14 protein-coding genes and 1 other RNA gene are annotated in these 19,584 nt (G+C 36.6%); 12 read left to right on the forward strand and 3 right to left on the reverse strand.

Annotation, left to right across the window (positions count from 1 at the left end):
• The first annotated feature begins 7 nt into the window (after positions 1-7).
• The 7 genes from ACZ9HT_RS03950 to pckA all read left to right on the forward strand — a co-directional run bounded on the left by ACZ9HT_RS03950 (position 8) and on the right by pckA (position 10,821).
• Positions 8-1,465, forward strand: coding sequence for a RagB/SusD family nutrient uptake outer membrane protein (locus tag ACZ9HT_RS03950; RefSeq protein WP_476039142.1), 1,458 nt, complete (start codon positions 8-10; stop codon positions 1,463-1,465).
• A gap of 156 nt (positions 1,466-1,621) precedes the next feature.
• Positions 1,622-3,631: a putative porin gene (locus ACZ9HT_RS03955; protein WP_476039143.1), complete on the forward strand. Its 2,010-nt coding sequence runs from the start codon at positions 1,622-1,624 to the stop codon at positions 3,629-3,631.
• Between the two features lie 6 nt (positions 3,632-3,637).
• On the forward strand, positions 3,638-5,224 hold the full coding sequence (bshC, locus tag ACZ9HT_RS03960) for a bacillithiol biosynthesis cysteine-adding enzyme BshC (protein ID WP_476039144.1): 1,587 nt from the start codon (positions 3,638-3,640) through the stop codon (positions 5,222-5,224).
• A gap of 38 nt (positions 5,225-5,262) precedes the next feature.
• The gene (locus tag ACZ9HT_RS03965) at positions 5,263-7,197 is read left to right on the forward strand and encodes a LysM peptidoglycan-binding domain-containing protein (RefSeq protein ID WP_476039145.1); all 1,935 of its coding nucleotides are present in this window, start codon (positions 5,263-5,265) and stop codon (positions 7,195-7,197) included.
• A gap of 101 nt (positions 7,198-7,298) precedes the next feature.
• The gene (gene fabD / locus ACZ9HT_RS03970; RefSeq protein WP_476039146.1) at positions 7,299-8,174 is read left to right on the forward strand and encodes an ACP S-malonyltransferase; all 876 of its coding nucleotides are present in this window, start codon (positions 7,299-7,301) and stop codon (positions 8,172-8,174) included.
• A 4-nt stretch (positions 8,175-8,178) separates the two neighbouring features.
• A complete protein-coding gene (locus ACZ9HT_RS03975) occupies positions 8,179-9,087 on the forward strand; it encodes a GYDIA family GHMP kinase (RefSeq protein WP_476039147.1) in 909 nt (302 codons plus the stop codon).
• A gap of 129 nt (positions 9,088-9,216) precedes the next feature.
• Positions 9,217-10,821, forward strand: a complete 1,605-nt coding sequence (pckA, locus tag ACZ9HT_RS03980; protein WP_476039148.1) for a phosphoenolpyruvate carboxykinase (ATP) — start codon at positions 9,217-9,219, stop codon at positions 10,819-10,821.
• 234 nt (positions 10,822-11,055) lie between these two features.
• Here the strand turns inward: pckA and ACZ9HT_RS03985 are convergent, their stop codons facing one another.
• Positions 11,056-11,490: a ferritin-like domain-containing protein gene (locus tag ACZ9HT_RS03985; protein WP_476039149.1), complete on the reverse strand. Its 435-nt coding sequence runs from the start codon at positions 11,488-11,490 to the stop codon at positions 11,056-11,058.
• Between the two features lie 325 nt (positions 11,491-11,815).
• Between ACZ9HT_RS03985 and ACZ9HT_RS03990 the strand changes: the two genes are divergently transcribed.
• From ACZ9HT_RS03990 to ACZ9HT_RS04010, 5 genes are all read left to right on the forward strand, one after another.
• Positions 11,816-12,385 (forward strand): DUF421 domain-containing protein, encoded by a 570-nt coding sequence (locus tag ACZ9HT_RS03990; RefSeq protein ID WP_476039150.1) that lies wholly within the window; start codon positions 11,816-11,818, stop codon positions 12,383-12,385.
• 181 nt (positions 12,386-12,566) lie between these two features.
• The gene (locus ACZ9HT_RS03995) at positions 12,567-13,865 is read left to right on the forward strand and encodes an APC family permease (protein WP_476039151.1); all 1,299 of its coding nucleotides are present in this window, start codon (positions 12,567-12,569) and stop codon (positions 13,863-13,865) included.
• 192 nt (positions 13,866-14,057) lie between these two features.
• On the forward strand, positions 14,058-15,251 hold the full coding sequence (locus ACZ9HT_RS04000; protein ID WP_476039152.1) for an acyl-CoA dehydrogenase family protein: 1,194 nt from the start codon (positions 14,058-14,060) through the stop codon (positions 15,249-15,251).
• The gene (locus ACZ9HT_RS04005; protein WP_476039153.1) at positions 15,248-15,973 is read left to right on the forward strand and encodes a PIG-L deacetylase family protein; all 726 of its coding nucleotides are present in this window, start codon (positions 15,248-15,250) and stop codon (positions 15,971-15,973) included. Before ACZ9HT_RS04000 ends, ACZ9HT_RS04005 begins: the two co-directional genes overlap by 4 nt.
• Positions 15,973-16,566: a class I SAM-dependent DNA methyltransferase gene (locus ACZ9HT_RS04010; RefSeq protein WP_476039154.1), complete on the forward strand. Its 594-nt coding sequence runs from the start codon at positions 15,973-15,975 to the stop codon at positions 16,564-16,566. The genes ACZ9HT_RS04005 and ACZ9HT_RS04010 overlap by 1 nt, the downstream gene beginning before the upstream one ends.
• Here ACZ9HT_RS04010 and ACZ9HT_RS04015 read toward each other — a convergent pair.
• A complete protein-coding gene (locus tag ACZ9HT_RS04015) occupies positions 16,527-17,711 on the reverse strand; it encodes a glycosyltransferase family 2 protein (protein ID WP_476039155.1) in 1,185 nt (394 codons plus the stop codon). The genes ACZ9HT_RS04010 and ACZ9HT_RS04015 overlap by 40 nt on opposite strands.
• A 960-nt stretch (positions 17,712-18,671) precedes the next feature.
• Positions 18,672-19,070: a transfer-messenger RNA gene (gene ssrA / locus ACZ9HT_RS04020) on the reverse strand.
• Positions 19,071-19,584: the final 514 nt, after the last annotated feature.

The raw sequence follows: 19,584 nt of genomic DNA on the forward strand, positions 1-19,584 counted from the left end.
AATAAAAATGAAAAAATATACTTTAATCGTAAGTGCTCTATTTCTCATGTTGGGCAGCAGTGCTTGCAGCAACAGAGATTTGGATCTGTATCCACCTTTTGCGGATGAAATTACGAACATCAATACCGAAGCGCAATTGCAGCAATTACTCAACGGCGCATATCTCGACACTGCATCAACAGATGCATACGGCACAAAACTAATGCTGGTAGGTGATTTATTATCCGATAATATGTTCGTTTCGAATCTTAATCCATCATTTATTGACACTTACAATTTCAATTACAATGGAGCTCAGAATGAATTCACCTTTTACGGTGCTTTATATAAAGCCATTGCAAAATGTAATTTGGTTATTAACAACACGACTGTTGCGGAGAACGATAAGGTGAAAAGAATCAAAGGTGAAGCGAAAACAGTAAGAGCATTATCTTACTTTGCATTGGTAAATTACTATTCACCTACACCAACTTCCGGAGTTAATCAAGAATATGGGGTGCCTTTAGTATTAACAGATTACGACGTAAATCTTGCGCCAGCCAGATCAACTGTTGCTCAGATCTATGATCAGATTATCGCAGATCTAAAAGATGGTATTGCTTTAAATGACGAAAATCCTTCTTTAAAAGTGACACTAAGTAAAACTGCGGCCAAATTATTATTGTCTAAAGTTTATTTAACGAGAAGAGCTACAGGTGATGCTGCGTTAGCACTTCAATATTCGTCCGAGATTGTAGACAGCCCCACTGGTAGTTTTTCTCCTGTATCCGCTTCTGGATATAACAATTACTTTTCAGGAGGTAGTGATTCTATGGCAGAAAATCAGCCGGAAACGATATGGGAATTAGATGTGAACAGTAATACCAATCAGATAACCGGTATTGGATCTAATATTTCTTTGCCTGGATATTACAACCGGATCGATTCCCGGAAATGTATGCTTTTTAACCAGACTTTCTACAGTAGTTTTGGCGCTAATGATGTGAGAAAAGGACTGGCTCCATTAAGTGCAGCAAGTTTATTAACCGCAGTTGGCGTTCCGAACGTTGATAATCCAAAAGGATACTGGACCAATAAATACCCAAGACTTACAGAAAGAGGTAACTATTTCCGTAATATAAAGGTTTTCCGTTTTGCAGATGCGCAATTAAATCAAATTGAAGCACTTCATCTTACAGGTCAGGATGGTCTTGCTTTAACTAAATTAAATGCGTTTGCACTGTCTAGAAATGGATCTACTTACACTGGTGTAGATATTACAAATGATATTTTAACCGAGCGTTCAAAAGAATTTTACGGTGAAGGACAGCGGTTTTTAGATCTGAAAAGATATAATATGGCGGTAGTTAGACCTTCAAACTGTTTAACTTGTACAGTCGCAGCAAATGACAAACGGTTTGTTTTGCCGGTGTCACAAACTGCAATGAACAGAAATCCAAATCTAACGCAATATCCTGGATATTAATATTCAAACTAAATAAGAAAGACTGCAATTAAAAATTGCAGTCTTTTTTTTGAATATATCCATTATTTCAGGACGAAAGATCACGCTCACAAACCGTTTTTTATATGGGTTTTTTATTTCCTCATAATCCTTACATTTGTACCTCAAAGCAAATAAATGAAACGCAAAGATCAATTTTATTCTAAACTTAGAAATACAGGCGTTCCATCGGGCCAAAAAAAAACTAAATATAAACCGGTGAAATACCTTCTTCTTTGTCTATTCTTTTGCGGTTATTTCGTCAAGGCGCAGGTCGTGAATAAAACTGACTCCAACAGAGTAAAATCTCAGGATACGCTTGTAATTGATTCCGGCATCAAAGATTCTCTAAAAATCTTTAAGCCCACGATCTACGATTATACCTACCAAACCCAGTTTTCCGAGAAGAAAATTTTCGATACTGCTTTCACCCACGATAAAACATTTATTTTTTCTCAGTACAATAACAAAGATAATTTCGGTAAAATTCAGTTTGCAAACGTTGGATCGGGTTTTCAGGATCTGATTTACGATGTGAATACCCAGCAAAATCTTGCGCTACTTCCGACGAAGAAATCCTATTTTATTTTAGGGATCGACGATATTAAATACTACGATGTAAAAACACCAACCGCCGCTTTTATATATCATAATTCCGTCAGCAGTGGTGCAGAATTACAATCAACCTATACGCAGAATGTTGGTAAAAATTTCAATTTTGCCGTAGAATATATGGGACTTCGTTCCTTAGGATTTTATCAGTATAATCTGGCTTCCAACAATAATATCAGTTTTTCCGGGCACTATACTTCCAAAAACGGAAAGTATGAAGCCTTCGCGCATTACCTTCACCAAAATGTAAATAATCAGGAAAACGGCGGTATCACAGATGTTAATCTTTTTTTGAATGGAAGCGATAATTTCAACAACCGATTAAATCTCCACGTTAATCTTACCAATTCGGATTCGCGATTTTCCTATCGCAGATATTATTTCAGCCAGCAATTTCGGCCTTTTGCCTCCGAAAAATTTCCTTTTAAGATCCGGCATACCATTTTTCATCAGAGCAATAAATATTATTACAGCCAAACTTCGCCGGAACCTTACTTTTTCAATGATCAAACAGACTTGATCGCTTATCCATTATCCAGCAAAAAATATTCAAAAAACCTTAGCAACACTGTAAGTATTCTTTTCGATAAAGAAAATTTTAAGCTTGATGCCGGTGTTCGTTATCAAAATATTAAACTTGGTATTGGAACTCCGCTGCCGGATTATTTGGGAATTCCGCAGGAGCTTTCGGAAGGTAGAATCGGTGCGGTTGGGAATCTCCAAATTAAATTATGGAATAAAGTGGAAGTCAATTCAAACCTTGAAATTTCGAGCGGCAGTGAATTCGGAAGTTATCTGCGCTCTCAAAATTTACTAAAATTTGAACCCATCAAAGACTATTTCGTAAATGCGAAAGTGAATTTCCAAAGTGCTTCGCCCAGTTTTAATTTGCTGATGAATCCATCGGTCTACAAGAAATTCAATTTTTATCTGCAAAATCCTAACAACGAAACCATCACGCAGATCGGTGGCGACGTCAATTTAAAATGGTTCAAAAGTATTTTAACAGCCAACTATTTCAGGATCGATAATTATACCTATCTCGACGCAAATGCACTGCCACAGCAAAGCAATGCCGCTTTAAATATTTCTCAAATTGGTGGCGAAGCTACTTTTTCTTACGGTAAATTTCATTTAAATCCGAAAGTAGTTATTCAAAGTGCCATTAACAATTCCAATCTTTTACCCATGCCGAATTTTGTGGGTAGAGCAAACTTTTTTTGGCAGTCAAAAGCCTTTAAAAAAGCCGCCGAAATTCAAGCCGGTGTCAAAATATATTATTTTACCAAATTTGCTTCCCGCGAATATTTTCCGATCTTGAATGAATTTATTTTGCCACGTGCAAATTCCTACGAAATTGGAGGTCAGCCGATCGCCGATGTTTATTTTAATATGAAAGTAAAACGAATGTTTTTCTTTATAGAAGCACAACATTTGAATAACACGTTCATGAAAAACAAATCTTTCACCGCGCCAAATTATCCTATCTACGATTTTCGTTTGAATTTAGGGATCGTTTGGTATTTATTCTCTTAAATTATTTTGAAAAAAACATCTACCATACCGTTTTTAAATATTGACAGCATTCCGGCGCTCATCAAAGATTTTTTAACGCAGAAAATTGCAGGTTTCGAAAACGACGTTTTCAATTTAAAAAATATTGGAGATCAGTTCAAAGAGAAAGCAGAATCATTTTCTCCCTCAAAAAGAGAAATTCTTTCTAAAGTTTTACAGGAACAACATGCGGGATTTCAATTGTCTGAAAAGCAACGTTCAAATCTGGATATTCTACGGAACGAAAATACTTTTACGGTTACGACAGGTCATCAGCTAAACCTTTTTAGCGGTCCTGCCTTCTTTGTTTACAAAATATTGCAGACCATTAAGCTGGCGAATTTTTTAAATGAAAAGTTTCCGGACACAAAAACGGTTCCTTTATTCTGGATGGCTTCTGAAGATCATGATTTTGAGGAGATCAACCATTTTAAAACAGAAAATAAATATTACGAAACCCATGCAAAATCGGGTGGAGCAGTTGGAAAAATTGTTGTAGAAGATAATTTTTTCATCTCCGAATTTGAAGAAGAATTTAAAGATTCGGTTTACGGAACCGAACTGATATTGCTTCTGAAAAAAGCCTATAAAAAAGGAAATACGCTTTCTGAAGCCACAAGAATTTTAGTGCAGGAATTATTTGCAGATTACGGTTTGCTCATCACGGATGGTGATAATCGTTCACTGAAGGCGGAAATGAAAGAAGTCTTTAAAAATGAACTTCTGAGCCAGGAATTATTTCAAACTACAAAAGAAACGGTTGCCGATCTGACAGAAAGTTACGGAAAAGTTCAGGTCAATCCACGGGAAATAAACCTGTTTTACCTGAGTGAAACGCGTGATCGAATAGAATTCAACGAGGGCCGGTTTAATATTGTTGACAAAAAGCTGTCATTTTCTAAAGAAGAGATCTTACTGGAACTCGAGAATAATCCCGAAAGATTTAGTCCAAACGCCTTAATGAGACCGGTTTATCAGGAGTCAATTTTGCCTAATCTCGCCTATATTGGTGGGAACGCGGAGATCATGTACTGGCTGGAACTCAAAAATTATTTTAAGAAGATCAATTTGCCTTTCCCAATTCTTATTCCGCGGAATTCTATGCTTTTCATCACCGAAAAGACTTTAGAAAAAACGGAGAAGTTAGGTTTAAGCATTGATGATTTTTTTAAAAACTTTGCCGAAGTCACGAAAGACATTTTGCTGAAAAATAATGAGATTCTTACGCTGCTGAATAAAGATGAGACTTTTCTGGAAGACCATTTCGACGAATTAGCCTCCAGCGCTGAGAATACAGATTTAACCTTTGGTAATTTAGTTAAAGCTGAAAAAACGCGACAGTTAAAATCTTTTAACCGAATGAAAAAAAGATTGTTGCGGGCAGAAAAAATTAAACAGAACGAAAAGCTGGAACGCCTGGAGAATTTATTTTTAAAAATACATCCCGGCAAAAACTGGCAGGAAAGAAGCTATAATTTTTCGGTTTTCTATAGTGATTCGGGCAAAGAGTGGCTTCAAACTTGTTATGAAGGAATCGACGTGCAAAATTCGGAATTAATTATTTTTACGATTTAATATTAAAGCACTATTTTTGTAAATATTTACCATAAAAGATGATCAAAAAACTTTTCATTATATCTAGTTTAATTGCTTTCGCGGGGATTTACGCGCAAAAAACCCATACTGTTGTAAAGGGTGATAATCCGTACAATATCTCTAAAAAATATGGGATGAGCATCGACGAATTGTACAAACTTAATCCAAACACGAAAGATGGAAAACTGGCGATCGGAGAGGTTTTGAATATCGAGAAAAATGTGAAAACATTTGTTAAAGATTCTACCGAAAAATCCGAAGCTACTGCTGTAAAAACAAGCAGTACTTCCGGGCAGCTTGGCAAAATAATTTTGCAGCCAAAACAAACAATTTACGGAATCACAAAGCAATATCAGATCTCTGAAGCTGAACTCCGAAGATTAAATCCGGAACTCGATTCCCACATGAAAATTGGGGATGAAGTGATTTTACCATTAGCCAATGTCAATAAATTTGGTGTTCCAGTTATTGAAAAAGTAGAGATCGTTAAGATCGAAACTCCTGTAGAAAAAGAAGTGTTTACAAAAACTAAGGACGAGAATTCCTACGAAATCCAGCCAAAAGATAACTACTATAAATTAAGTAGAAAATTTAATCTTTCGCAAGCTGATCTTTTTGCAATGAATCCAGGTTTAGAAGCCAAAGGGTTGCAGCCCGGAGAAATGATTAAAATAAAAGGTGGAAGCGCGACGGTGACTGCCGTTAACGATTCTAAAGCGACGACCGTTACTCCAACAGAATCTGTAAACACCTACTCATCAACTTCTACAAGTGATGAATATGTAACCTATACCGTGCAAAGCGGCGATACTGTATTTGGAATTTTAAATAAATTCGGCATCGATCTGGACCAGCTTTTAACTTTAAATCCAAACCTTTCCGCAGGATTAAAAACCGGAATGGTCTTAAAAATTAAAGAGCTGGACGCAGCTTATATTAAGAAAAATGGCGATGCGCTTAACGTGGTTATCATGTTGCCATTTGGTTTTGATACGAACGATTCAAAATATCGAAACCTTTCCCTCGATTTTCTTTCCGGTGCAAAATTGGCCATCGAGAGAAATGTGAAGAAAGGACAGAAACTCGATATAAAAGTAATTGACGCAGGTAACGAAGGGAGTTTCAAAAATTCTTTAACCCAGATCAATGCGAATAACACCGACCTTATTATTGGTCCATTTTTCAAATCCAGTGTTTTACAGGTTTTAGATTATGTAAAAGTAAATAAGATTCCAGTGGTCGCACCCTTTGCAAATTCTGATGATTTGTTGAAGTTTGATAATTTAATTCTTATCGAAACTAACGAGACGGTTTACGCACAAAGAATTGTAAAAGAAGTGAAAGACGTTTATTCTGATCAAAAAATATATATTGTTGCAGATTCCGATAAATCAAAAGCAAATTATTTAAAAACGAATCTTGAAAAAGAGTTGAAAAATCCGGTAGTGATGATCGTGAATTCTCCGGATGATATTAAGCTGGATCAAAATATGATGACGGGCCAAAGTGCTCCAGTTATTGCAGTTTTAGCGAACGACAGCGATTCTGTAGGTGATGCATTTGGAAATAAGATGATTGCATTATCCAAAGAAGTTCAGAATATTAAAGCCTTCAGCATGTATTATTCTCCAATTTTCGAGAAAAAAGTTGATGATCTTAGTCAGGCAAATCTGGTATATATAATGGACAGAAAGATCAATACAGAGGGAGATTTCGAGAAAGAAGTTTTAGCAGATTACAAAACTAAGTATTGTAAAACGCCTTCAAAATATTCAGTGATCGGTTTCGACGTTGTGAACGATATGTTGAGCCGTGAAAATAAAAAAGGCGAGATCTTTAAACAAATGAATAAAGTGCAAACGCAGTTGGCAACTAAATTCGAGTTTGAAAAAACAAAATCTGGAGCTTATGTAAATACAGGTTATAGAGTCGTGCGTTTGGTGCCGAACTAAAATCTGAATCTAAGTTCAAAATTAAATCTCATTATTTAAAGGACCATAAACTAAGAAGGATCTTGATTCTTCGAAATTATTATTATTTCTAAAAAACAATTATGAAAGCACTTGTATTTCCTGGTCAGGGTTCGCAGTTTGTTGGCATGGGACAAGAATTATACGACTCCCGAAAAGATGTAAAAGACCTGATGCAATTCGCTAACGAAGTTTTAGGTTTCGATATTCTTTCGCTCATGTTCAAAGGAACCGATGAAGATCTTAAAAAAACCGAAGTAACTCAACCCTCCATATTCATTCATTCTGTTGCCGTGTTAAAAACGGTAAATGGACCGGGTGCAGAAATGGTTGCGGGACATTCTCTCGGCGAATTTTCTGCCTTAGTCGCAAATGGAGTTCTCTCTTTTGATGATGGATTAAAATTAGTTGCAGCGCGTGCGAAAGCAATGCAGGAAGCTTGTGATGCAAACCCAAGTTCTATGGCAGCGATCTTAGGTCTTGCTGATGAAAAAGTAGAAGATATTTGTGCCCAAATTGAAGGAATTGTTGTTCCGGCAAATTATAACTGTCCGGGTCAGCTTGTTATTTCCGGCGAAACTGCCGCTGTAGAAATGGCTTGCGAAAAGTTGAAAGAAGCCGGTGCAAAACGAGCCTTGATGCTTCCCGTTAATGGAGCTTTTCATTCCCCATTAATGCAGCCTGCTCAGGAAAAATTAGCCGCAGCGATCGAAAATACAAAATTCCGTAAGCCGATGATCCCCGTTTATCAAAATATCACAACTACTGCTGTTTCAGATCCTGAAGAAATTAAGAAAAATTTAATTAAACAATTGACCGGTCCCGTAAAATGGACGCAGTCTGTGCAAAATATGATCAAAGACGGTGCAACTCATTTTGTAGAAGTTGGGCCTGGAAAAACATTGCAGGGCTTGATTAAAAAAATCAATTCAGAAGTTACTGTAGCATCTGCAAATTAAAAAAATGATGGGTACAATATTTTCACCTGGAAAATTATTGCTCACTTCAGAATATGTCGTTCTCGACGGCGCCTTAGCTCTTGCGATCCCAACAAAATGGGGGCAGGAGTTTTTTTTTGAGGAAATAAACGATGGTCAGTCTCTCCTTAATTGGCAAGCACTTCATCAGGGTAAACCGTGGTTGGACCTTCAAATTGATTATCAAAAAGAAACGATTCTATCTACCAATCTTCCGGATCCGGCAGCATTTATTCTAAAGGTTTTATTGAAGGTGAAGGAACTTTCCACCATTCAGTTCAACAATAAATCCTCTTATTCCATTACGACTAATTTAGAGTTTCCTTCAAATTTTGGTCTGGGAAGCAGTTCTACTTTAATGAACAATCTTGCAGACTGGGCAGAAATTGATGCTTTTCATCTCAACGAAATTTGCTTAGGCGGCAGCGGATATGATATTGCAGTGGCGAAAGAAAGATCTCCAATTTTGTATCAGAATACGGCAAAAGACCGAAAAGTGGAGGCGGTTCGCTTCAATCCAACATTCAAAGAAGAGCTCATATTCATTCATCTTAATCAAAAGCAAGACAGTCGCGAGGGAATCAATCTTTACCGAAGCAGAGCGAAATCACCTGAGCTTATTTCAGAATTTTCGGAGCTTACAAAAAAGATTTTTGAAACGGAAAATTTAGAAGATTTTTCAGATTTAATGACGATCCACGAAAAGAAATTAAGTGACTTCCTTCAAATTGAAACCGTTAAAGAAAAATATTTCGAAAACAGTCCGGTTTTCCTAAAAAGTCTCGGCGCGTGGGGTGGTGATTTTGTGATGAGTTGTAAATTTCCGGGTTTTGAGGACTATTTTCGGGGACGAGGTTTTTCGACGATTTTCGGGTGGAATGATTTAATTCGTTGATAAATAGTTACTTACTTCTTTAATATTTTCTTGCTAATTCTGATGAATATCAGTATTTTTAAACATTCATTAATACTTATTAATGTTTAAATTTGTTTTTACTAAAAAATCAGAAAATAAAAGGTCGTTATGAAGAATATCAAAATTATTCAGCAATTACATGATTTAGGAATTACGGGTTACCAGGAAGTGGTTTACAATCCAACTTATGAAGAGCTTTACAAGGCAGAAATGTCTCCGAAAAATGCAGGTTTTGAAAAAGGTGCAGTTACGGAATCTGGCGCTGTAGCAGTTAAAACTGGAATTTTTACCGGCCGATCCCCGAAAGACCGCTATATTGTAAAAGACGATGTAAGCAAAGATAACATTAACTGGGATGGTAAAGTAAATTTGCCAACTACTGCGGAGATTTTTGAAAGTTGCAAGAATGTAGTTTTGAAACAATTGTCTTCATCAAAGAAAATATATGTTGTTGATGCCTTTTGTGGTACCAATCCAGATACAAGACTTAAAGTGCGATTTATTATGGAAGTTGCTTGGCAGGCGCATTTCGTAACCAATATGTTCATTCGCCCGTCTAATTTCGAACTCGAAAATTTTGGTGAGCCGGATTTTATGGTAATGAACGGTTCTAAAACGACCAATCCAAAATGGAAAGAGCAGGGATTAAATTCTGAAAACTTTGTAATGTTTAACCTTACAGAGAAAATCCAGATCATTGGAGGAACTTGGTACGGTGGCGAAATGAAGAAAGGAATGTTTGCCATGATGAACTATTACCTTCCGTTAAAAGGAATGGCATCCATGCACTGTTCTGCAAATGTTGGTGAAGAAGGAGATGTTGCTTTATTCTTCGGACTATCCGGAACAGGAAAAACGACGCTTTCTGCAGATCCAAAAAGATATTTAATTGGTGATGATGAACACGGTTGGGATCACAACGGAGTTTTCAATTTTGAAGGCGGTTGTTATGCGAAAGTAATTGACCTTAGCGAAGATAAAGAACCAGATATTTTCAAAGCAATTCGCAGAGATTCTCTACTGGAAAATGTGGTGGTTAACGAATATGGTGAGGCAGATTACAGCGATAATTCAATTACCGAAAATACAAGAGTTTCTTACCCGATCTATCATATCAGCAAGATCGTTTTGCCTTCAAAAGCAGGCCATGCTTCTAAAATAGTTTATCTTTCCGCAGATGCATTTGGTGTTTTGCCACCGGTTTCTATTCTTGATGAGGATCAGGCACAATATCACTTCCTTTGCGGTTATACTTCAAAATTAGCCGGAACAGAAAGAGGAATTACAGAACCTCAACCTTCATTTTCTCCTGCGTTTGGTGAGGCGTTCTTAACTTTGCACCCAACCATGTATTCTAAAACCCTGATCGGGAAAATGAAAGAACATGGCGCCAAAGCTTATCTAGTTAATACAGGCTGGAACGGAACCGGAAAAAGAATTTCTCTAAAAGATACACGAGCGATCATCGATGCAATTATCGACGGATCGATCGACACAGCGGAGAAGACGACTATTCCTATTATGAATCTTGAAATTCCGACTAAATTACCTAATGTATCAGAAGGTATTTTAGATCCGCGGGCAACTTATGCAAACGCTTCTGAGTGGGAAGAAAAAGCAAAAGATCTTGCAGCGAGATATATCAAAAACTTTGAGCAGTATTGTGATAACGACGAAGCTAAAAGATTAGTGGCAGCCGGACCGCAACTGTAATAGATATTCAAAAACTAAAATCCTCAATTTGAAAAATTGAGGATTTTTTTTTCACTTTTTTGACTATTTCTGATATTAAATTCCTTTTAGATGAAATTAAAATAATCTTAAATCTTTCTTTTCAGTGAAACTTCTAATAATCGTTGGATAAAATTACTTCTCTTGCGATTAATCTCTTGTTTTCAAAAAATGACAGGAAGAAGAAATACCTTTTTAGCCTTCACATTGAAATTATTAGTCTTTCATTTTTTTAAGATTTCCCAAAGCTTCATCTACTGATCGTTTCTGTTTGGTGATGACTTCTTTCACATCCTGCGGAACATTTTCGTCCATTAAAATTTCTCCGTATTCTTCTGAAAAAGTTTCTTCACCTCTAATACATTCTGCATAAATGGCCTGTTCACCATTAGAAAATGAATCCCGAATTGCAATCCAGACGCGATGTAAATCAGCTGTAACGCTTGTCCCTTCAGTTGGTTGACCACCATATTTGGAGATCAGAGCTTTTAATTCTTGTTCAAAACCAGATCGATTATCCGCCTGCTCCTGAAAATATGTTTTTAAAGTAGAGAGCTCAATCTTTTCAGCAGCTTCTTTATAGCCTTTTACAGCATCGTAATTTTTCGTTAAAAGATCGTTGAGTAAGTTTACAACTTTGTCGTTTTCCATTTTGTTAGTTTTAATGTTAGAGACAGAAAGGACTGCATAAAACATTCCAATAAGAAGATATATCTTAGACTTAACACACTTTAACGCCTTCGATAAAATAAAAAAATCGAGCATTACTATTTCTAAAAATGATCGCTGCACTTTTTTCCCTCAATTTTGTGTTTTTAAAAAGTTTGGTACGGCAAATGATATCTTTTTTTATTTGCTAGTTCCTGAAAGGAAAAGTCTTAAAGTAAAGCTCCGGTTAATGATGCAGTAGTGCATTTTTTCCCAGAAATTTCAAAGTTCAAATAGTTAAACGAAATAACAACCTAAAAATAATACCATGATCGAAGCCAGTGAATATACATTTGACCTCTGGAAAATTTTATTCGGAGATTTTACTTTTCATCTCTATTTAGAAATCATTTTAAGAGTGGTTATTATTATGGCGTACACGATCCTTATTATTAGGTGGATCGGTAAACGCGTCGTGGGTGGTTTGGGTAGTGCAGATGTTTTATTGATTGTTGCCATGGGCAGTGCGGTTGGCGATGCAATGCTGTATCCCACAATTCCTCTTTCTGTTGCAATAACTGTGATTACACTGATCGCTGCATTTCAAAAATTATACGTTTACATTGGGATAAAATACGAAACGGTAAGAAAAGTCACAGATCCATCGGTTATGAAACTGGTAGAAAATGGAAAGCTTTTAAAAGAAAATTTCACTGCTGATGATATTGATGAAAATGAAGTCTATATGCTTTTAAGACAGCAAGGAATCCGATATCTCTCCGAAGTTGAACATGCTTATTATGAACAGTCCGGAGTTCTAAGCGTCTATAAATTCGAAAATTATATAAATGAACACTCGATTTTACCGGAAGACCTACACGAAAATGTAAAAGGATGATGAAATTGATAGTCGCTAAACATTAAATTAATACATAATGACTTCAATTAAGTATTTACCTCATTCATCTTTAGATCGCTTCCAAAACATATTTTCTATAATCGTAATAATGCATATTCTTCTTGATTCCATTTCTGTAATTTAAATTTATTCTCTTAAATTGTAAAGTATAAACTAAAAAATGTCGAATGATTCTAAGAAAATAAGTTTATTGGAAGCAGTTTCCATTGGCATTGGTGGCATGGTCGGTGGCGGAATTTTCGCAGTTTTAGGTTTAGCCGTTTCTCTGGCCAAAGGTGGAACGCCGGTTGCATTTCTGTTTGCTGGGATTTTGGCGCTACTAACTTCTTACAGTTATGTGAAACTCTCTACCGCCTTTCCGGACAGAGGTGGAACCGTGAAATTTGTGAACAAAGGTTTTGGCAAAAATGTATTTTCCGGCTCAGTTAATAATTTATTATGGCTGAGTTATATTATTATGCTGTCGCTCTATGCCTCAGCTTTCGGATCTTACGCGCCTAATCTTTTTAAAATTTTTCCGGAAGGAAGATTGAATTTTCATATTTATGCATCGGCGATCATTTTATTGGCGACAGGCATCAATTATTACAGCATCGCAATCGTGGGAAAAGTAGAATCTTATGCCGTTGTTATTAAATTGATTATTCTTCTGGCATTTGTCGGATTGGGTGCTTATGCTTTAGTACGAAATGAAAATTTTTCGCAGCTTAATTTTGAAAACTGGGAAAATCCTATTAAATTATTTGCAGGTGGAATGGTGATTTTTGTAGCCTACGAAGGTTTCGAATTAATCGCAAATGCAGCTCCCGATATTAGAAATCCAGAGAAGAATATACCAAGAGCTTATTATATTGCAGTGGGTTTTGTGATGGTTCTCTATGTATTAATCGCTATAATTACTGTTGGCACGCTCCCATTTAAAGAAATTTCAACGGCGAAAGATTATGTTTTAGCGGAGGCAGCAAAACCAATGCTCGGAGAAACCGGATTTGTGATTATCACGATCACCGCGCTTATCTCTACTTTTTCAGCTATTAATGCCTCACTTTTAGGTGGCAGCAGAGTAAATTATGAGATCGCAGAAGACGGGGAACTTCCGAAAAACTTCCTGCATCAGTTTTGGAATAAACCCATTGGCTTACTTATTACAGCAAACTGCACATTGATCCTGACAAACATTTTAAAAATTGAAACCATTTCTACCGCCGGAAGTATCGCTTTTATCCTCATTTTTGGAGTGGTTAATTATGTGGCTTTTAAACTGGCTGAAAACATCAAAGGAAATAAAACAGTTCCACTGATCGGTTTTATTTTGTGTATTATCGCAGTAATTTCACTGATTATCGAACAATTTGAAGATAATAAAATCGGGATATTTACGGCAGGTGGAATGATTATTTTCTGTTTTATTGCTGAATATTTTTACAGAAGATCGCACACAAAAGTTTTGAAAAATTAATATTTTCCCCCTTTTATGGAACTAAAAATGATCGCGTCGAAATTCAAATTCTAAGATAAATATCTAAGTTTCTTTATGAATTTCGAATCAGTCTACTCATTTGACTGGTTGGCGTAAAATTCAATTTAGATTTATCGACAATATCATTTCAAAATTTGTAATTTTATTTAAAGAACAATTAACTTTTTACAATTGAAATCAAACGTTCCAAAACTTCGGAAGCACAACATTGCAGATGTAATCATCGCTGCAAAAAATATTGGTGAAAATTCTTTAGATGACGCTGCAGAAAACGATGCTTTTGATTCCTTTCCAGTAAAGACGCTGGAAAAAATTAGTAAAGCCGGATTGCTAACCTGCAGTGTTTCCACGAAATATGGAGGCCTGAATTTAGGATTGGAATCGGGTACTAACGTAGCACTTCTTACCATATTAAAAAGCGTTGGCAGCGGAAATTTAGTAATGGGCAGAGTTTTAGAAGGACACATTAATGCCCAAATTTTAATTGAACAGTTCGGAACCAAAGAGCAAAAGCAACGGTTTGCTACAGATGCGTTTGAAGGAAAACTTTTCGGCGTTTGGAACACCCAAGCTGATGACGGAACTTTTTTATCCCGCACGAAAGAGGGTTTATACCACTTAAACGGATCAAAAACTTTTGCTACCGGAACAGATTATGTTTCTCGGCCTGTAGTTACCGCTTCGCTGCCAAATGGTTCCTGGCAAATGTGCATTGTTCCACTTGATGAAGTAAAAACGACAAATGATAAAAGTTGGTGGCACCCAATGGGAATGCGGTCCAGCAGAAGCTATAAAATAAACTTTGACCAAACCCCTATTTCTGAGGATAATTTGGTTGGAAGTCCTGGCGCCTATTATCAACAACCCGGCTTTAGTGGCGGATCGATACGATTTGCAGCCGTGCAGTTAGGTGCAGCAGAAATGTTGTTAGATGAAACCCGGAATTACTTGCGAAATTTAGGAAGAACAGAAGATCCATATCAAAAAATACGTCTCGGACAAATGTCAATCGCTGTAGAATCAGGCAATCAATGGCTGCATGGAGCAGCAAAACAACTGGATCTTTATATGCTGAATTCTACAACCGAAAATAGCGAGCGTTTTTTGGCCTTTTCGAATATGATGCGCACTGCAATTGAGCAAATTTGTACTGAAGTTATGGCTCTTTGTCAAAAATGCATCGGAGCTCGCGGTCTCAATAAGCCTTATCATTTTGAAAGGATCATTCGCGATCTTAATACTTATCTTCGCCAGCCTGCGCCAGATGCCGCTTTAGCTGATGTTGGAAGATATGTTTTACAAACTGATATTCCCGCCAGTGAATTATGGGAATCACCAACTCTAAATAAAAAATTAAAAAATTGAATTTAACTGATATAGAAAATATTCCTCTGGCTCCCGAGCAATGCGTTACGGGATTTGGTACAACGCTAATTGTTGCTCCGCATGCCGATGATGAAAGTTTAGGCTGCGGCGGTGTTATTTCACTTTTGCGTAAATATGGGCAAACCGTTTATATCTTATTGTTGAGTGATGGAACTTTATCACATCCAAACAGCAAGAAATATCCAGCAGAAAAGTTGCGAGAGCTGCGTGAAAATGAACTGATAGAAGCTGCCGCACTCTTGGGAGTTCCTGCACATCATATTATTTTTTGTCGGTACAAAGATCGCAGCGTGCCTGATGAGACCAGCGAAAATTTTGAGGAAGCCTTAAAAAACATCGCTAAAATGCTGAAGGTAATCAAGCCACAAAGCATTTTTGTGCCTTGGCGAAGAGATCCACATCCCGATCACCGTGCGGCTTTCCAACTCATAAATGCTGCAAATACGCAAAATGCTAAAGTTTATGAATATCCGATCTGGCTTCAGGAATTAGGAGAAGACGAAGATTTGCCGATTGACAATGAGGTTATGCCTTTTCGACTAGATATTGAAAGTGTTCTACATCAAAAGCAACATGCAATTGACGCGCACAAGTCTCAAACTACCGATTTAGTCAACGATGACCCGGAAGGTTTTAAACTTTCCGAAGATATGCTGACTCAATTTAAAGTTCCCTACGAAATCTTTTTTATCTCAAAATAATGGAAGATAAACAATCTTTAAATTCTGAATATTTCAAAAGAGTTTACGAGGCTAATGATGATCCCTGGAATTTTGAAACCAGCGAATATGAGGCAGGGAAATATGCTGCGACTTTGGCGGCGTTACCCCGAAGTTTATACGAAAATGTTTTAGAAATCGGCTGTTCAATTGGAGTTCTTACGCAACTTTTAGCGCCACGATGCACGCATTTGCTCGCAACCGATGTTTCACAAAAGGCTTTGGATCAAGCTGCCGACCGTTGCAAAAATTCGACTAACGTCTCGTTTAAACGTAATACCTTTCCGGAAGAACTTCCGGATGATACTTTTGATCTTATCATAATATCCGAGGTTGCGTATTATTTATCTTCTGCAGACTGGGAACTGGCGATGGCGAAACTATTAACTAATTTACGACCTAAAGCGAATGTGGTTTTGGTTCATTGGTTGCCTGTAGTTCACGATTACCCTCAAACCGGCGACGAGGTTCACTATAGTTTTGCGCAATATATGAAAGGAAAAATAGTAAATATTTTCAGCAGCAGAGCCGAGAATTATAGAATTGATGTGTGGGAAAAAGGAGAAGAAGAGTAATCCGCAATTGCAGTTTGTAGATCCATTATCGCTTTATCAATGGGAGCATCAGGAAATTTTTCCATCCAGTTTCTTCCCTGCATTTCGATGATGTGTGAATACCATTCTCCGAAATATGGTGATGTCTTAAAAGATTCATAAACACCATCATTAATATTAAATTCCGGTACAATTCGTTTAATCTTTTCGTAGATATTTAAATCTGAATCTTTGCGCTTATTCCATAAATCTTTCAATTTTCTCTTGATAGTGAGTCTTTTATAAATAGAGGCGCAGGATTCAACAAGAATATCATCTCCCACCTCACCTAAATTTTTCCAGGCGTTGAGTTGATAGGATAGTCCGATTTCTGTTCGGCCAACATATCTCGCAGAAGTATGTACAACAACTTTATTGCTGTGCCGAACTTTGGCGTCTATGTGTTGAAGACGTTCAAAAAAAGCGCAATCCTCCAGATAGCAGACATCGGGAACACCTCCTGATTTTGCATAGCATTCTGTCGTAATTGCAAAACTTCCATTAAAATGTTGATGATGTGTTGGCGAAGGATCGAAAGGATTTTGAATGATTTTCGCTTCCAGATCCGCCACCAGCAGTAGATATTTTTCGTTTTTGAAATGAATTGTAGACGTAAAGTGATCTAAGCCCTTAACTTCTTCGGGTAAAAGCAGAATTCTTCCACCTACAGCATCAGCACCGGCTCTTATTTCTAATTGAGTTTGAGCGACCCAATCTTTTGCAACTTGCGTGTCACCATCTGTCGTCATAATAATACCGCCACCATTTTGAGAAAGTCTTTTATATGCAGCTTCCTTCAATAACCTTCGAACGTATCCAATATTTGCCTGATGTGGTGGTAATTGTACTTCTTCCAAATAAATATGAACCTTTGGAAATCGCTTTTGAAAATCTTTAATATATGCTACAGAACGATCTGAACAATTATTGGCTAAAATCAAAATTTCAAATTGATCAAAATTAAAAGTAGATCCGAAAGAATCAACCTGCATCGAAAATGCCGTAAGCGTATCTGTGATATGTTCTTCCTCATCTTTAACGGGAATAACTATGCTGATTTTTACTTGCGGTAAAACTTGAAAGACCGAAAATAAAAACGTGTGTGAATGATCAGCAGGAAGATTCATCTATTTTGATGGTTTTTTTGAGGTGAAAAATAGAGTTTGATTCAATAATTATCAACATTTAAATGATCGGTCATTTTAATAATTGCATCTGCGTTTCGTGGAATCGATTTCTGTAGTAAATAAAAAATTATAGAATTTAATATTTACTTTTTGAAATACTTTCTATAATAATTTACACCGATTTCGAAAAACTTAAAAGATTTGTTATCAATTCCCATTCCATTTTTATCGCTGGAATTCCTTCTGCGCTACCATTAAAAGGCTCTGCAATTTTAGATGTTATTGTTTCTCAATCGTAGAAAACTGCCGCTTCATTATTCTTATCTCTATTATTGAGAGTAGTAAAATCGTAGACTCATAATGATTAATTTCAACAACGATAATTCGACTCAAATTAAATAAGAAAACGATGTATCTGACTTTAATTAGAGCAAATGTGGAAAAGTGCTCGGAAAATTTGCTCAATCGGAACGGGAATATGAATTACTGGAAAGTTGCAAAATATTGCATGTCGAAGATAATTGATATTTTTTTACAAAATTTGTGAGAGCAATTCTTATTTAAGATTGTTTTCTAAATTGCATTCTTTCCAACAAAGCTAAATTTAAAAGGCATCACCTTCAACTTTAGACAACAAAAAACCGATCTGTTAAATCGGTTTCTCGTTTCTTTTCAATAAATGTGTTTTAATGACGAGACAAAAGTATAAAAAGGAGGTACACAAAGAAAGAGTGAAATCACCCTTTTTTCTGAGAATTTATAAGTTGAACTCGCAAGGAAATTACTATTGGTAATTATACCATGAAAATAAAGAATTCAGCTGTTATCAAATTCTTTTTCGAATTAGCAATAACTCTTACTGTTTTCAGAAATTTTTAAAAATTCAAGATATTGTCGTACGAGCAGATTAAATCAACAATAAAATAAAAAACCCTGTAAATAATAAATTTACAGGGTTTTAAGTGGAGTTGGAGGGATTCGAACCCTCGTCCAAACAAGCAACACATAAGACTTCTACATGCTTATTCTGCAATTAATTTTCGACGGTAAACAGAGCACAGACACCCAATTTACAACTTAACTTCTTTAGTTTTCGATCCCGAACCGAAGTCTTCCGAGACTTATTTCTGCATTGCTATGCCTCTAAATCAAACGCCGCAGAACGGAGCATTTGCGAGACATCTTGCCTCCTTACTATCTTCGGGAGAGCGCTTGAATCCTACTTTATTCGGATTAAGCTGCAAGAGCGAACTCTTGGTTGCCAGTTAAAAGTTTGCAGCAAGGGATTAAAGAGATCGCGCTACGGTTCTCTGCATGCTTACTTACCCATCGATCTTGCTGTCGAAACCAGTCAACCCCATGTTTTGTAAGGCCACAAAGATAAACAAATATTTTTCAGAAATAAAATTCATTTGGGCGTAACCTTCATTCGGTTAATTTGCGCTCGCTTCGCTCGCGCAAATTCACCTCATTCAGGTCGGGCTTTCCGTTGCAATCCCGCCGCGGCGGGGATTTCCACTGCAATCCCTTACGCAAAATTTCGCTCTTGCAAAAATATATTTTAAAAAGTTCAGCTGTTTCCTTTCCGAATTAACCTCGAAATAGTTGCTCCTGAAAAATAATTCCCGCATATAAATCTGTGCTTTGCTGAGTGAAAGCTCTTTGTACCTTCCCAAAAAATTGCATATCAAAGATTTTTGTCCCTTAATTGAGACAAAAAAATCTATCCAACAATTAACCAGCGAACCCGCAAACATTAAAAATCTTAACAAAAAACAAAATTCCAAATTCAAAAAAAATCATAAAACCCCTTAAAGACGGTTAAAATTCAAGACAGTATTGTCTAAAACCTTAAACAAATGTTTTATAAAAT

The organism is Chryseobacterium sp. UYP7 (genome assembly GCF_056279225.1).